The organism is Brucella pseudogrignonensis (assembly GCF_002252525.1).
Taxonomy (GTDB): domain Bacteria; phylum Pseudomonadota; class Alphaproteobacteria; order Rhizobiales; family Rhizobiaceae; genus Brucella; species Brucella pseudogrignonensis.
On the sequence record NZ_NNRM01000046.1, the window covers coordinates 163,705 to 179,208 of the forward strand.

Here is a 15,504-nt window from a genome sequence, read left to right on the forward strand (position 1 = left end):
GCATCGTGCTTTTTAAAAATCGAATACGATTTTTGGGCCGATGCTGTAACCTCTGGCGCAAAGCTTCATTGTTTGGTCACATCTTTGAGATGCAGCAGGAATGACGGCTGGAGCTTGAAGCCCTGAACTGGAGCTGTTGTGACAGCATTCTGTTTCCAATTGGCAACAAAGAGCCATGGCGCATCGTCGTGCACGATAGACTGGATCTCGCCATAAAGCTTGCCGCGCTCTGCCTGATCGGTCGATGTACGCGCCTTGGTCAGCAATTCATCGACTTTCGGATTGGAATAATAGCCCGAGTTAAAGCCGCCTTTGTCCGGCAGGGCTTCGGTGCGAAGCGTGAGAAATGGAACCGTGTCCGGATCATTGGTCATCCATGCCATTTCTGCCATGTCTGCCTTGCCATCGAGACCGGAATTCACGCGACCAAGAAAGGTGTTCCACTCGTAGGTTTCAATCTTCACCTTGAAGCCGACGGCCTGAAGATCAGCCTGAATAGCTGCGCCCATATTGATCGGATCAAGCATCCCCGAGCCACCTTCTGTCACATAGAAAGTGAGTTCAGGATTGGTAGCTCCTGCTTCCTTTAAAAGCGCCTTGGCTTTTTCCGGATCGTAAGGATAAGGCTCGGTTTTATCATCAACCCAGTTGAATGCAGGTGGCACGGGACCGGCCGCGACAGTTGCAGAACCTTGCAGGACATTATCGACCAGACCCTGTTTGTTGACTGCATAATTTGCAGCCTGACGAACTTTCTTGTCGGCGAACGGTCCGCTTTTGGTGTTGAGAATGCTGAACCAGACATGCGGTCCCGCCTGTTCTGCGACAGCGAAATTTGCATCCTGCTTGAAGGTTGCGAGATTATCCGGCGGCACCTCAACCATGATATCGATGCCACCTGCCATCATTTCAGCAACGCGCGTATTTGCGTCGGTGATGGGACGGAAAACAATCGCGTTCAAGGTCGGAGCCTTATCCCAGTAGTCGGGATTACGCTCGACCACCACGCGCTGGCCAGACTGCCATTCGGCAAATTTGAATGGGCCGGTGCCCGACGGATGGCGACCAAATTCAGTGCCATATTGTTCGACCGCGGCTGGCGAAACGATCAGGCCGGTCGGATAGGCGAGGTTAGACAGGAAGGGCGCGAAAGGCTCTTTCAGCTTGAACTCGACGGTGTTTGCATCGACCGCAATGACGCTTTCAATGGATTCAAAGTTGAAGGAGAGGGGGAACGGGCCGGTATTGTAGAACGGATGATCCTTGTTCAGCATCCGCTCGAAGTTGAATTTAACCGCTTCCGCGTTGAAATCCGAACCGTCATGGAATTTCACGCCCTGTCTCAGCTTGAATGTATAGGTTTTGCCATCGTCTGAAATGGTCCAGCTTTCAGCAAGCGCCGGCTCGATTTCCAGCGTGCCATCCTTATAGCGGACCAGACCGTCATAGATGTTCACAAGGATGCGGAAATCATTGGTTGCCGTGACCGTGTGTGGGTCAAGCGATTGCGGTTCAGCAATCTGCCCGACGATCAGAACATCGGGCGGTGTCTGCGCGCCAGCGTGAAATGTCGCTGAAGCCAGAACCAGAGTGGCCGCTGTCAAAACGGCGCGAAATAACCTCTTCATCAGCGGTTCCTTTCGTTTGGCCATATCTGCCTGCAAATCTGTCAGGATATAATTTATAGGGAGGAAATGACGTATATCAACAAATTATCATAATTAATTTGCGTGGCCGCGCCCGCTTTACGCTTTTGGGGACGCGCTCAAAAAAAGGCGGGATGATCCCGCCTTCAAATTCTCTGTGCTGTTTTCAGCTATTCCGTCGGGCTGTCTTCAGGCCTCAGGTCCTGCTCGGCCGTGGTCGATGTCTGATGCGTGAAGCCCTTGAGACCCTTGGTGGTTTCCTCGGCATCGCGCTTGATCTCAACCTCGCTCATTGCATAGTGAACAGTGAGCTTTGCAATCGATGTGAGTGCGCTCAAATGAATGCGTTCATAGCCATGCGAGGCATCGACACCGAAGGTTAGAAGCGCGGTGCGAACATCGTGACCGGCCTCTACCGCAGATGCCGCGTCAGAGCGATAATAGCGGAAAATGTCCTTCTGCACCGGGATATCGTGCTCGCCGCAAAGCTCGTAAAGCTTCTTCGTCAGATGATAATCGAAAGGTCCGGTCTGGTCGGCCATGGCGAGTGTTACGCCAAATTCGGACGAATTCTGACCCGGCGCTGTGGTGCCATTATCGATGGCGACCAGAGACGCAATATCCGGCACAACGGCTGCAGAAGCGCCGACGCCGACTTCTTCGCCTATGGTGAATATCCAGTACGTATCGACCGGCGTTTCGACATCGAGCCGCTGCATGGCTTCGAGCGATGCCAGCATGATTGCAACGCCTGCCTTGTCATCAAGATGGCGCGAGACGATGAAGCCATTATCGATGAATTCCGGCATGGGATCGACGGCAACAATGTCGCCAACATCAATGCCGAGCTCAATGAGGTCTTCCTTGTTGCGGGCAAGCGCATCGACGCGCAACTCGATATAGGTCCAGCCAACGGGAAGCGTATCCACTTCTTCATTGAAGGTGTGGCCCGACGCTTTTAGCGGCAGGATCGAGCCGCGATAGGTACCTTTGGAAGAGAAGATTGAAACGCGCGCACCTTCTGCAAAGCGTGCCGACCAGTTGCCGATTGAAACAAGCTCAAGCCGCCCGTTGGATTTGAGATATTTGACCTGTGCGCCGAGCGTATCGACATGGGAGACGATACCGCGCGCGGGTTTTCTCGATTTGCCGCTGCGGCGTGCGCGGATCGCCCCGCGTCGCGTCAGGATGACTTCAAGGCCGAGGCGCTCCAGTTCGCGTGCAACGAAATGCACCGCCTCATCTGTGAAGCCGGTTGGACTTGGGATTGCCAGGAGCGCGCCCAGTTTTTCGAGGAGATAATTTTGATCAATCGCAATATTTGTCATGGTCAGGTAATCTACGGCCCCGATAATCAACGTCAACCTTGCGGGTAGATTTAAAGTTAAATCCCGATGGGAACTGAGTTCTGCAACGTCTACGCGTGAGCTTTTTCTAAAGTTTATTTTAAGGATGGTCTAATTTCGCGATAATTTCAGCATGTTAAGCATTGGCTTCCAGCCTTGAGTTGTGTAATTTCGCGCAAACAACGGGGGCGTTGATTTGCTGCTTGGGGACATTCATCCTGATGATAAAGCTGCGTACCAACGGGGATCGGTGGTTTGTTGCGCTCGTCGCTTGTTTAGGCATCGCCATAACAATTCTTTTAGGGCAGCTGGAACTGGTTCGGCTCGCTTACATTCGCCTTAACGAATACAGGGACAATCTCTTGTCCCATTCGGTAAATGTCACACAATCTGGCAGAAATACGCTTGCAGTGGTGAATAGCACCATGCAGGAATTCTGCTCGGATGAAAATCTGACCGAGCTGCGACTGCTGGCATATAAGGCGCATTATCTGCGCGATATTGGCCGCGTTTTAAACAATCGCATTGTTTGTACTGCTTTATGGGGGCGTCTGTCTCCGCCTGCCGATCTGCCGAAATGGGATCGTGAGGTGGATGGCGGGCATCGATTATGGGCAAATGCCGAAAAGATCGGAAAACACCAGACAAAGGTGGAAATGATCATGCACGGCTCGGCGATTGTTTTTACATCGCCCGTTGCTTTTGCCTTGTACGAACGTGCGGAACCTAACCTCAGCGCGCAGGTCGTTAGCCGCGACAGCAAATATATTTACCGAGCGTTTGGCGATACGAGAAAGATAGCGGAACGGCCGCCCGAAAAGCTGCCATGGTATGATCTGCGCACGCATCGGCTGGTTTCGCAATGTGCCGATGGCATCGATGTCTGTGTGACGGCATCCATGACCAATGTCAGCATTTTCCAGCAATCGCCGGGCGTATTGATGGCACTCGCAGTCTTCGGTGCATTGGCCGGTGGCGGACTGGGAGCCGCAGGGGTTCAATGGCGTAGGGGCCATGCATCGCTCGCACAGCAGATCAAACGTTCCATTGCGGAAGGCCGCGTCGATGTCGTCTTTCAGCCATTGGTGCGGTTGCGTGACGGACAAGTGATTGGAGCGGAAGTGCTTGCTCGTCTGTCAGACGAAGATGGTGTGCCGATTCCTCCGGATGTATTCATTCCGATTGCGGAGCAGCAGGGCGATATCAAGAATATTACGCGGATTGTCGTGCGCAAAGCGCTTGATCAAATGAACATGCGCTTACATGCAAATGAAGATCTTTATCTTAGCCTCAATCTTTCGGTCGATGATGTTATTGATCCGAAAACGCTGGTCTTTCTGGACCAGGAGGTCAAGCGCCATGGACTTTCTTCGCTCAGAGTTGTGCTTGAGATCACGGAGCGCTCGACAGCTAATCATGAACGCCTGATTGAAGCGATGAAATCCTTTCGCACGAGGGGCTATGAATTTTTCATCGATGATTTCGGCACTGGCTATTCCAATCTCGCCTATCTCGCAAAACTGCCGATCAGCGGGATCAAGATAGATCGCATGTTCACGCAAGCGATCGGAACCGAGGCTGTCAGCGCCGAAATTGTCGAGAACATTTGCAATATCGCACGGCGGCTCGAGTTGAAGCTGGTGGTTGAAGGCGTGGAGACGCAAGAACAGGCGGATTATGTGCGGGCTTTACATCCGGATGCCATAGGACAAGGTTGGCTGTTTGGCCGTCCTGTTCCCGCCGCTATTTTCGATCATGGCAGCAATGCAATAATAAGTTGACTCTTACAGTCATATATTACAGTAAATGCTAACTCTGCCGCTATAGGCGGGTCAGAGGATTGTGTATCCGGTCTGGAGAGGATCGGTGCGATGGCATTTAGCTATTCCGAATGAGCTTCGTTTGATGTGGAATCTGCAACGCCTTTTCCAGAACCATGCGCGGGAGCTGCATCGCTTTTTCCGGCGCAGAGGGCACAATGCAGAGACGGCAGCCGATCTGACACAAGATACGTTTGTGCGGGTGATGTCGGCAACACCATCAGGCAATGAGCATAATCCGCGCGCCTATCTGCATCAGGTAGCACGCAATCTGTCCATTGATCTCTACCGGCGCGAGCGCATCGTTGAATATGTCGATATGCCTGACGAAGAATGGCGCCGCGTTGCCGATACGACGCCTACGCCAGAAACTATCGTCTATGACCGGCAGCGCCTCTTGATTATTGAAAAGGCGCTGCTTGAGTTGCCTGAACAAACACGCCGTGCGTTTGAACTGCATCGTCTCGATGAAAAGACGATTGCTGAAGTAGCCAGCGAACTGGGGCTTTCCGTCTCGCGAACATGGACATTGATCAAGCGTGGTTACGTGCATCTGAGAGCGTGTTTGAATGAAGATGCGGCTGGCAGTCTTTAAAAGAGAAAATTCCCTCCCTTCATTCGTTATACTCAATAGGACATAATTTGAGAGAAGCAGTTCGGCGGTGAGAAACGGCTGAACTAAAGGGGCTGACGCTGCATGGATGACGAATTATCGAAAAGCGAAAAGCTGTTCGAAGAAGCATTGGATATTGTCATCCGCATTCAGGATGATCCGGATAATCCTGTGGCCCAAGAGCTGGTCAACCGCTGGCGTGCGCGTGGACCGGAACACGAAACCGCCTGGCGTGAGGCGATGGAAATCTATGGCATGACGGGTAAAGTCATGCATGATCAGCGCCGTGCGGCAGCTCCTAAAATATCCCGCCGTTCGATCCTCACGGGCGGAGCAGCTGGGCTTTCCGTTGTTGCAGTCGGGGCACTGTTTGGGCCGCAGCTGATGTTGCAGGCGCAAGCGGATTACATGACCGATTCCGCTCAGTTGCAGGATGTACCGCTGCCGGATGGCAGTCGTGCGATGCTTGGTCCTGATAGTGCGATCCAACTGCGATTTAGCCCGAATGAGCGCCGCGTCGAGCTTCTTGCTGGAATGGCATTTTTCGATGTGAAGCCCGATCCTGTACGTCCATTTAGTGTGCAGACCGGAAAGCTTACCGCGACCGCACTTGGTACTGCTTTCGATGTGAGCAATGACGCGGGTTATCTCTCGGTTTCGGTGGATCATGGTTTGGTCGCCGTCAGGCCGACCGGTGTGAACGATACGGTGACACCACTTGGGCAGGGCGACTGGCTGTCGTTCAATGAGCAAAGCCACGACTTTGAGCGTGGTAATCGTGACGTTTCCCAAATTGCAGCCTGGCGTCAGGGAATGCTGGTGGCCGAGCGCGATACGATTGCGTCAGTTGTCGCGCGCATTGCACGCTGGCAATCAGGCCGGGTGCTGCTGGCTCAATCGAGCTTCGCCACACAACGCATTAGTGGTGTGTTTGATCTCAACCAACCGATTGCCGCGCTGGAAGCAGTGGTTGAACCTTATGGCGGAAAAGTTCGGCAGATATCGCCTTGGCTGACGGTCATTTCGTCAATCTGATATTTTTTTGATGCAAGGGGAGAAAATCCCGAAGCCCCGCTCGTTGTAAGCATCAGGGTCGGACGTTAGCTGCTGCCATACAACCGCCTTTTCACCAAAAGATGGAGTGGTTGGACAATGGGGCGTCGGGTTAATAAAAGTGTTGTGCAGCGCTTGGGGACGAAAGTTCTGACAGCAGCACTTCTGGGTTCTACATGCGTTTATGCCTTGTCCCTTTCGACAGCTTTTCAAGCGCAAGCGCAGACTGCGCGACAGGTTTCTTTCAATATTCCCGCAGGCTCGCTGTCTTCAGCACTCGCCAATTTCGGTCGGCAGGCTGGAATGCAGGTGACCTATCAACCGCAGATTGCTTCCGCTAAACAGGCTCCTGCCGTTTCGGGCATGATGACGCCACAAGATGCACTTTCGCGTCTGCTTGCGGGATCTGGTATTTCCCATCGTTTCACAGGTAGCAACACTGTCGCATTGGCCGCACAATCGGCAGCCGCGCAGGCACCATTGGCCGCTGACGGCACCACACTGCTTGATACGATTACCGTCACCGGCGGTGCGGGCGTGGTGGGGGCAGAAGCACCTTATCAAACGGCAGCGCCGACCAATTATATCTCGTCCGAAACCATTGAGCGTTTCCGCGGCTCAAGCCCTGCCGATATTTTCCGCGGTACGCCGGGGGTGATGTCGGGTGAAGCGCGTAACGGTGCGGGCTCGGTCGATGTTAATATTCGCGGTATGCAGGGCATGGGGCGTGTTGCAACCACGATTGATGGCGCTGAAAACAGCGTGACCGTTTATCAGGGCTATCAAGGCCTTTCCAATCGTACTTACATTGATCCCGATCTGATTGCGGGCATTGATATCAACAAAGGCTCGGACGCATCCTCGCGTGGTATCGCGGGCAACGTCGCCATTCGAACACTCGATGCCGATGATATCGTCAAGGAAGGCGATAACTGGGGTATGCGTGTGAAAGGTGAATATGGCTCGAATTCCTCATCACCGCATGCGGGCGCCAAGGGAGGATATGCATGGCCCTATTCGCCGAGTGATGTCCCGGAAGTCGTCGGGTCGCCCGACGGTATGAACCGTCCTTCTTTCCTTACACCGACCAATGGCTCTGCCAGTATTGTCGCTGCGATCAAGGAAGAGAATTACGATTTCTTTGCGGGCTATGCTTATCGCAAGCGTGGCAATTATCATGCAGGCAAGCATGGCCCATCGGCCGATCCGGTGAATATCGGCCCTGCCAGGACCTGCAATACATCGGGTTCCTGGTGTCAGAACTGGCCTGAGTATATCGAAAACGGCGGCCTTACGAATTATCGTGCTGGCGAAGAAGTCCTCAATACGCAGCTTGAGACCAAATCCTTCCTGACGAAAGCGACGCTGCGCTTTGATGGCGGTCATACGCTGAAGCTGGGCTATACTGGTTTTCGTGGGGAGGCTGGCGATCTTCTTGCATCCCGTTTCACCGGGGACAGAAATCAACCTGTTCAGCAGGAGCTGACATCTGGTTCCAAGCTCGATACCGGCACCCTGCGCTATTATTGGAACCCGGATGACAACGAACTCATTGATCTGAAAGCGAATCTTTGGGTCACAAAACTGGAATTGCGAAATCCGCGTCGCGGTAACATGATACCGACATCGGAATCTCTCGGCCTTTCGCCGAATTTCCGCACTGGATCGAATACGATCATGTGGGGCGGCGATGTTGCCAATACGTCCAAGTTTTCGTTTGGCGACTATGGCGATCTCGACCTGAATTATGGTGTGTCTTATCTCAGGGAAGATACGCGTCCGAGTGCTTATACTAACGAACTTGAGGGCTGGCTAAACCTGCGTGACGCTTATCGTGACGAACTTGGCGTCTTCACCAAAGCGGCCTACAAGCCAGTCGACTGGCTGACATTGAATGCTGGCCTGCGTTATTCGCATTACTGGTCACATGACCGCCGCACTGAGGCCAACTCTGCTGTACAGCTAAACCCGGAACCGAACCGCGATTCAGGTGGTTTCAGTCCATCGGTCGGCGTGACGGTCGAACCTTTCGATGGCAGCCAGCTTTATGTCAATTATTCCAACGCGCTACGCTATCCGAGCCTGTTTGAATCGGTTTCAGCCTTCACCGTCATTCCCAATGCCGGATTGCAGCCAGAGCGTTCCAGTAACTGGGAAGTTGGGGCGAACTTCACGCGAGATGGTCTGTTGAATGATGACGATCGCGGCATGGTCAAGTTTGGCTACTTTAACTGGGACGTTAAAGATTATGTTGCGCGTGCATTCCGCGATTTCTACGACGACAGCGGAAAATTTGTCTACAGCGGTATGCAGGTCTACAACATTGATCGCGCACGCTTTTCAGGTCTTGAATTCTCAAGCCGTTACGAGGCGGGCGGGTTTACGGCCGATTTCTCGGCAAATTATTATCTTGATGTAGAATTCTGCCGCACCTCTGACACCTGTGGAGCAAAGTCGCTTTATGGTGACTATGCGACCAATCAGGTGCCTCCGAAATACAGCGTGGATCTGACACTTTCGCAGAAGATGCTTGAAGACAGGCTAACGCTTGGCGGGCGTGTTTCTTATGTCGGTCCGCGTGCGATTGGTCATGGCGATGTTACAGCGGTGGGTGCTGGTGAATTTATTTCGCTGACACGCTGGAAGCCCTATACGCTCATCGATGTCTTTGCCGAATATAAGATCAACGACAGCCTGACCGCGACAGCTCGTATCGAAAATCTGACGGATCAATATTACGTCGATCCGCTTGGCTTGGTGAACCAGCCTGGTCCGGGCCGGACGTTCTATGCGGGCCTTACCAGCAATTTCGGCGGCGATCAGCGCCTGCCGCAACTCTCGCCATTCTCCCGGTCACAGGGTGGGGCACCGGGAATCGACTGGACTGGCTTCTACGGTGGTGTTCATGCCGGTATGACTTCCGGGCGCACTTGGGGCAATACGACTGCGCTTGATGGCACGGTTGATCCGATATCGGCGAGTGAATCTGCGGATCGTGGATTTGGCAATTCGGCCCTGTTCGGCGTGCAGGCGGGCTATAACCACCAGTTTAGCAACCGCGTCGTACTTGGTATCGAGGCTGATGTCAGCAAAACGCATTTGAAGGGCGCGCAGGCAGCCTTCATGCAGGAAGACTGGATTGCTGCTGAAAAGGACATTGCCGGTATTCAGGCAAACACGCATTACGACATTGATTGGACAGGGTCCATTCGCGGTCGCCTTGGTTATGCGCTGGATTATCGCTGGCTTGTCTATGGAACGGCGGGTGTTGCCTTCGCGCATGAGAAGCAGACCCGCGACCAGTACCGCTATTCTGAAGATATCATGGGCAAGGCAAGCTCAAGCCTGTTCTTCGTCGATCAATTGTCGGGAATGCGTACGGGCGTCACGGTTGGCGGCGGTGTTGAATATGCAATCAATGATCGCTGGTCGGTCATGGCCGATTATACCTATAGCCGCTTTGGCAACCGCAGCTTCAGCTTTGAAAATGCGCGTGCCGGAACAGGGGGCAACTACACGACCAGAGAGCAGACAGGTGTGGAAATTACACCGCCCGAACCGTTTCTTTGTGAAATTCTGGGAGATCCCTACTGCGATCCATCCGAAAAGCCGGTCTATAAATATACCGACCACACAGGCAGCTCGAATATCGTCAACGGCCGCAAAGCTTCCAATTCACTGGATACACACACCGTGAAACTTGGCCTCAATTTCCACTTTTAATTGGGGTTAGGTGCGACATTTTGGCCAAGGTGAAGTTTTTTTGCCTTGGCATTGCAAAAAATAGCGTCCTCAATCGTCTTAATAAGTAGAGCGGTGTTATCGGCTTTACGCGCTGAGAACACCGTCTATCAATAGGGATATTCGAAATGACTGATGCTGCTACACTTGAGCAACCCGTTGCTCTTCCCCGTTCTAAGCGCTTGAAAGCGCGAACGACGGGCACTCACGAACGTCTTGATCAGACCATCATGGCGGGCAAACCATTTGCCAGCCGCGAAAGCTATGCATTGTTCGTTGAGGTGCAGTATCAGTTCCACCGTGACATTAATGCGCTTTACGATGATGCCGCGCTGGATGCGTTGCTGCCCGATCTAAAGGAGCGCCGTCGCTTTGAGCAGGTTGGTCAGGACATGATCGATCTCGGTTTCGATCTGCCTGCAGCAGATGGCGCGCCTGCCTTCCCTGCCGGAAGCGACATTGATCTGCCGACCGCACTTGGCTGGCTTTATGTGGCTGAAGGCTCCAACCTCGGTGCGGCCTTTCTGCTCAAAGAAGCGCTGAAGCTGGGCTTGTCTGAAGAACTTGGTGCGCGCCATCTGGCCGGTGCTCCTGAAGGTCGCGGACTGCATTGGCGGACCTTCACTGCAGCGCTTGATGAAATTGAGCTTTCTGACGCTGAGGAAGAACGCGTGGTCGCTGGTGCGGAAGCTGCTTTCCGCCGTGTCCATGCACTGGTGCGGAAAATCTTTCATGACCGTCTCTAACCTGACGACTGCAAATAACGGGGCCGCCCATTTCGCCTATCCCGATGAGCGGCAGCGCGCAGGTTATCTCGCGCTGGGGCTGTTACTGGTCGTGGCGGCTTTGATTGGTTTGAAGATACCCATGATGCCTTCAGCCCTGTTTGTCTTTGGTGCAGCACTTTGCTTTGTGCAGCTTTCATCCAGCATTCTAGGCTGGCTGGAAACCAACAGAAGTACACGCCTTGTCATCGATGCATGGCGTGCACTCGGTGCTCTGCCCTTTCTGTTCAGGCTGTGCCTGCTCAGTCTGGTTACGGCAATCGGCTTGGGAGCCGTTGTTTTGAACCCTCATCTCTTCGGGGTGCAACTGGCAATCAATGCAATGCTGTTTGCAGGCCTCATGCTCTTTGTAGGCCCGCAATATCGAGAAGTGAAATTCGTTCCAGAATAAAGATAGTTTGCAATGCGATTTACCCGACAGGCAGAGCTTTCAATTGAGTTTCTTGTTCTTTGCGAGCGAGCACCAGATGGGACTGCACTGACCACCCGTGCTGCGGCAGAAGCCACAGGCACGACAAAAGATCATGCCGCGCAGATCGTTTCGGATCTCATACATCACGGTTTTCTGGTTGGCTCACGCGGGCGCGGTGGTGGCATTCGTCTTGCGCGCCCGGCAAAGACAATCAATGTCGGAACAGTTCTGCGACTGATGCAGCCGGGCTTCGATGAGCAGGCGACAAAGCAGTCGGCATCAGATTCAGCATTCGGCATGTTGCTGCAGGCAGCCTTGCGGTCCTTCGTGGCGGCTTTTGATGATTTCACCATTGCAGATCTTGCGATTGAGACCAGTGATGGTCGCCTGGCTTGTCTTGATTGCGATCTGCGCAATCTGATCAACCACGGTCAAATGCTTTCTGAGCTGCGCCGCAGAAGCGAATATACGGATGAGCCTGCCTGGGCGGGCGCATCATGAATGGAGCAACGGATAGTATCGGGGTGCGCGAAAGCTTTAGCGAGCTTGCGCTCTGGGCGGGGGCAAGCCTTCTCGTACTATCCTTGCATGTGGGAGCCGCAATGTGGCTTCTACGTGAGCCGGACATGATAGCGGCCGATGATACGCCGCCGGCCGCTATCATGATCGAGCTGGCTGAAACGCCTGAAGCAACTGAAACCGAAGAAAACGAGATATCACCGGATGAAGTGATGTCGGATGCAACCGCTGCAGCCGAGAAGGTTGAAGAACCTGTCGATGAACCTGTACTCGAGCAGGAAGTGGTTCAGGACGAGCCGGAGCCTGTTGAAGAAGAGCCTCGGGAAGAAATAGCGCAGCTCGATAAGGTTGAGGTTCCGCTACCTGTCGCAAAACCTAAGCCGCCGGAGCCCAAAAAGGAAATCGTCAAGAAGGATGAGCCGAAGAAGAAGCCGGTGAAACAGCGCGAACAGGCATCGGCCAAGCAGGCAGTGAAGGCACAGGCACAGGTCACGCAGTCCAGCCGCAACGCAGCGAGACAGTCGGCTTCCGGTTTGTTTGCATCTTCCATGACACCGGCGCGCTGGCAATCGCGTTTGATGGCGCATCTGGAGCGCCGCAAAAAATATCCATCGGGCGCCAAGTCGCGTCGGGAAGAGGGCACCGTCTATGTTCGGTTTCGCATCGATGATAGCGGCAAGGTGCTTTCTGCGACGCTTGCGCGATCTTCTGGCTGGCCGGAGCTTGATAATGAGGTGCTATCGCTGGTTCAGCGAGCTTCACCGGTTCCGGCTCCCCCACCAGACGTCAACAAGACGATCACCGCGCCAGTCAAATTCAACAGACGATAAAAGAAGGGCTGGAAACGAATTTCCAGCCCTTTAGAGCGCGTTTCGATCTGATTGGATCAGATCGGCGCTCTCTATCCTTGTTTAACGCGCATCTTTATCCGAAAACCGTTTCACACTTTTCGGGATGCGCTCCAATAATTTAGAACTTACGGCTGAAAGAGACTTTCAGATTGCGGCCTGGCATGGCTGTGATGCCGTCAGTCAGATAAGGTTCGTATTCCTTGTCGAACACGTTCTCCAGTGCGAGACGCAATTCCGAATCCTTCATGAAGCCTTTGGTCGGCGTCCAGTTGAAGAACAGGTCATGCACGGCATAGCCCGGCGTTTCTGGTCGATTGTAGCTGAGATCGCCTTTGACATAGGAGGTTCGGTCCTGCTTGTCGACAAAGGTCCCCGTCCAGCCAAAATTGATATCCTGATCCGGCAGCTTGTATCCGAGGGTCGTTACAACCGTTGTCGGCATGATATCGTTGATATAGCTATCTGGCCCATAGATATTATTGACCGTGCCATGGCGCCGACCAATCATGTAGGTGACGCTTGCATCGGCGAACATGAAGTCATTTTCGTAATGCGCTTCCAGTTCCACGCCACGCGAATAATAGGAAGGCATGTTCCAGTAGAATGGGACTTCGCCGTCTTTCAGGCCAACCTTGTTTGCGCTGCCGACGCGACGCGCCACCGGGTTGGTGACGTGGTTGTTAAAGAACGAGCCGCGCACCATGAACACATCGGAATCGGTAAAGATACCGCTGAACGACGTATCCGCTCCGATATTGATCGTGTTGTTGCGCTCGACTGCCAGATCTCTGCTTGTGCCGGAGGTTTGTGTGCGTCCGCTTTGCACCGAGTAGATTTCGTCAATATTGGGCGCGCGCATGGCATAAGCCCAGTCAGCAAACAGGCGCGTCGTGGGTGTTACCTGATAGGATGCGCTGATCGCTGGTGTGAAACCATGGTGGGATGCTGACGAATAGTCATGTCCGGCTTTTGGATCGTTATAGATCGCAGCCGCATTTGGCTCACCTTCAGAGCGAACATAGTCATAGCGGATGCCGGGCGTGATGGTCAGCTTGTCGGTAATGGCCATGCGATCACGCATGAAGAAGGATGTTACATCCTGTTTGCCGCCGGGCATGATCCATGGGGCGTAATAGCCATAATTATAGCTTTTGTCGTTCTTCTTCGTGATGTCGAACATCGTCACATCGCGAATGTGGTGGTTATACTGCACACCGTAGTTCAGGCTGTGTTCGATACCGCCAAGCTCGAAGTTGGAGGTGTTTTCAGCTTCGATATGAAAATCCGAATATTTCGCATCGTTTTCGGTACCACCAAGCGATGCCGTGCCATTCACGCCGGTTGCACGTTCAGCATGCATGTCGGTTGAGGAATAGCTCGCCATGATGCGGGTGTTTACGAGGTCGCTGTCGCCGTCATAGGTGTGCTCGAATACCGAAGTGAAGTCTTTCAGCTCACGCCATGCAAGCAGCCTGCGCATTGCTTCCTTATAGGCAGGTGTGCCGGGAACGAGGCTGTTGCTGGTTGGCTGAAGCTGTCCGCGAATGGCTGCAAGTGGTCCCCAATTGGCGCTCTCACCATAAAGAACCGAGGCCTTCACTTTGTGCCCGCCATATTCGCCGGAAAGCTTGCCGGAGAATGAAGTGAGTTCAGAACTTGAGTAATTATAGGTCTCGCCGCCGCCGACACGCATGTTGTCGCTCTTGCGCCAAGTCAGGCTGGCAATACCGTCAAACGTCATACCGGTGCCGAGATTGGAACGGCCATAAACCGCGCCCGTTTCCAGAAACTGCTTATTAGCTGTCTGATATGCGGTTTTACCCCACGCACCCCAGCTTTCGCCAGCACGCAGCATATCGGCGGCATCCTTGCTCTCAAGCTTCACGGTGCCACCGAAGCCACCATTGCCATATCGAACCGTGGTTGCACCCTTTTCAATCTCGACGCGCTTGAGAAGTTCAGGCTCGACGAAAATGGTGCCCTGATCGTATTTTTCAAAGTTTTTCGGCGCGCCGTCGAGCAGAACCCGAACATCAGTCTGTCGCGAGAAACCACGGATCGAAATCGACTGGCCTTCAGTGCGGACACCCCCCAGCATTGCTACGCCGGGCGTCTTTTTGATGAGTTCGGGAATTGTCGAGGCCTGTGCCTGTTGCATCTGTTCAGGTGTAATCTGAGAGACGCGCGGGTCGAGATCAGCGAAGTTCACGCCGGTAATCTGGGAGAAGCTGATCGTATCGAGCTGCACTGCTCCGTCAACAGCAGGCACGGCTGCATTGTTTGCAGCCGTTTCGCGCTCAAGGCGTACAGTGCGATTGCCGGTAAAGCGATACTGGATATCCGTGTTGCGCAGCAATGCAGAAAGCGCGTCGGCTGGTGCCATGGTTCCGCTGACGCCGGATGTCTTGAGGCCGCTGGTCACGGACGCGTCGAATGCGATTTGCAGACCCGTCTGAACTGCAAGGCGATTAAGTGCCGTTGAAAGCGCACCTGCCGGGATATTGATGCTGACTGCTTGCGATGCTGTCTGTGCCATTGCTGGTGCAGTCATAATCGGGCTTAGAACCGTGCCGCTCAAAAGCAGCGAAGCAAACAGCGGGCGGGTGCAGGCAGTGAGAATGCGCGAGGTGGGGCTTTTCATGTCGTTTCCAGTCTCAACGTTCAAGGCGTTGGTGTCGGGCATTGGGTGGCTGAGGCATTCGCGCGGGCTGCGCAAAC

General features: G+C 53.7%; 11 protein-coding genes. 8 read left to right on the top strand and 3 right to left on the bottom strand.

From position 1 onward, the window contains the following. Window positions 1-65 precede the first annotated feature (65 nt). Window positions 66-1,628 carry an ABC transporter substrate-binding protein gene (locus tag CEV34_RS22320; RefSeq protein ID WP_094544611.1) on the bottom strand — a complete coding sequence of 521 codons (1,563 nt, stop codon included), beginning with the start codon at window positions 1,626-1,628 and terminating at the stop codon, window positions 66-68. A gap of 188 nt (window positions 1,629-1,816) precedes the next feature. Continuing rightward, window positions 1,817-2,974, bottom strand: a complete 1,158-nt coding sequence (locus CEV34_RS22325; RefSeq protein WP_094544612.1) for an osmoprotectant NAGGN system M42 family peptidase — start codon at window positions 2,972-2,974, stop codon at window positions 1,817-1,819. Window positions 2,975-3,213: 239 nt separating this feature from the next. Between CEV34_RS22325 and CEV34_RS22330 the strand changes: the two genes are divergently transcribed. The 8 genes from CEV34_RS22330 (at window position 3,214) to tolA (ending at window position 12,765) form a co-directional block, all read left to right on the top strand. Further along, window positions 3,214-4,773: an EAL domain-containing protein gene (locus CEV34_RS22330; protein ID WP_083898644.1), complete on the top strand. Its 1,560-nt coding sequence runs from the start codon at window positions 3,214-3,216 to the stop codon at window positions 4,771-4,773. Window positions 4,774-4,897: 124 nt separating this feature from the next. After that, window positions 4,898-5,407, top strand: coding sequence for an RNA polymerase sigma factor (locus CEV34_RS22335; protein WP_007877264.1), 510 nt, complete (start codon window positions 4,898-4,900; stop codon window positions 5,405-5,407). Between the two features lie 102 nt (window positions 5,408-5,509). Further along, window positions 5,510-6,460 carry a FecR family protein gene (locus tag CEV34_RS22340; protein ID WP_094544559.1) on the top strand — a complete coding sequence of 317 codons (951 nt, stop codon included), beginning with the start codon at window positions 5,510-5,512 and terminating at the stop codon, window positions 6,458-6,460. Window positions 6,461-6,577: 117 nt separating this feature from the next. Then, window positions 6,578-10,201, top strand: a complete 3,624-nt coding sequence (locus tag CEV34_RS22345; protein ID WP_094544560.1) for a TonB-dependent receptor domain-containing protein — start codon at window positions 6,578-6,580, stop codon at window positions 10,199-10,201. Window positions 10,202-10,347: 146 nt separating this feature from the next. Further along, entirely contained in the window at window positions 10,348-10,965 is a 618-nt protein-coding gene (locus CEV34_RS22350) for a biliverdin-producing heme oxygenase (RefSeq protein WP_094544561.1), read from the top strand. After that, on the top strand, window positions 10,952-11,395 hold the full coding sequence (locus tag CEV34_RS22355; RefSeq protein ID WP_094544562.1) for a DUF454 family protein: 444 nt from the start codon (window positions 10,952-10,954) through the stop codon (window positions 11,393-11,395). The genes CEV34_RS22350 and CEV34_RS22355 overlap by 14 nt, the downstream gene beginning before the upstream one ends. A 12-nt stretch (window positions 11,396-11,407) precedes the next feature. Beyond that, window positions 11,408-11,917 carry an Rrf2 family transcriptional regulator gene (locus CEV34_RS22360; protein WP_094544563.1) on the top strand — a complete coding sequence of 170 codons (510 nt, stop codon included), beginning with the start codon at window positions 11,408-11,410 and terminating at the stop codon, window positions 11,915-11,917. Next, window positions 11,914-12,765 (top strand): cell envelope integrity protein TolA, encoded by an 852-nt coding sequence (gene tolA, locus CEV34_RS22365; protein ID WP_094544564.1) that lies wholly within the window; start codon window positions 11,914-11,916, stop codon window positions 12,763-12,765. Before CEV34_RS22360 ends, tolA begins: the two co-directional genes overlap by 4 nt. Before the next feature lie 139 nt (window positions 12,766-12,904). Here tolA and CEV34_RS22370 read toward each other — a convergent pair whose 3' ends face one another. Continuing rightward, a complete protein-coding gene (locus CEV34_RS22370) occupies window positions 12,905-15,427 on the bottom strand; it encodes a TonB-dependent receptor (protein WP_094544565.1) in 2,523 nt (840 codons plus the stop codon). Window positions 15,428-15,504 lie beyond the last annotated feature (77 nt).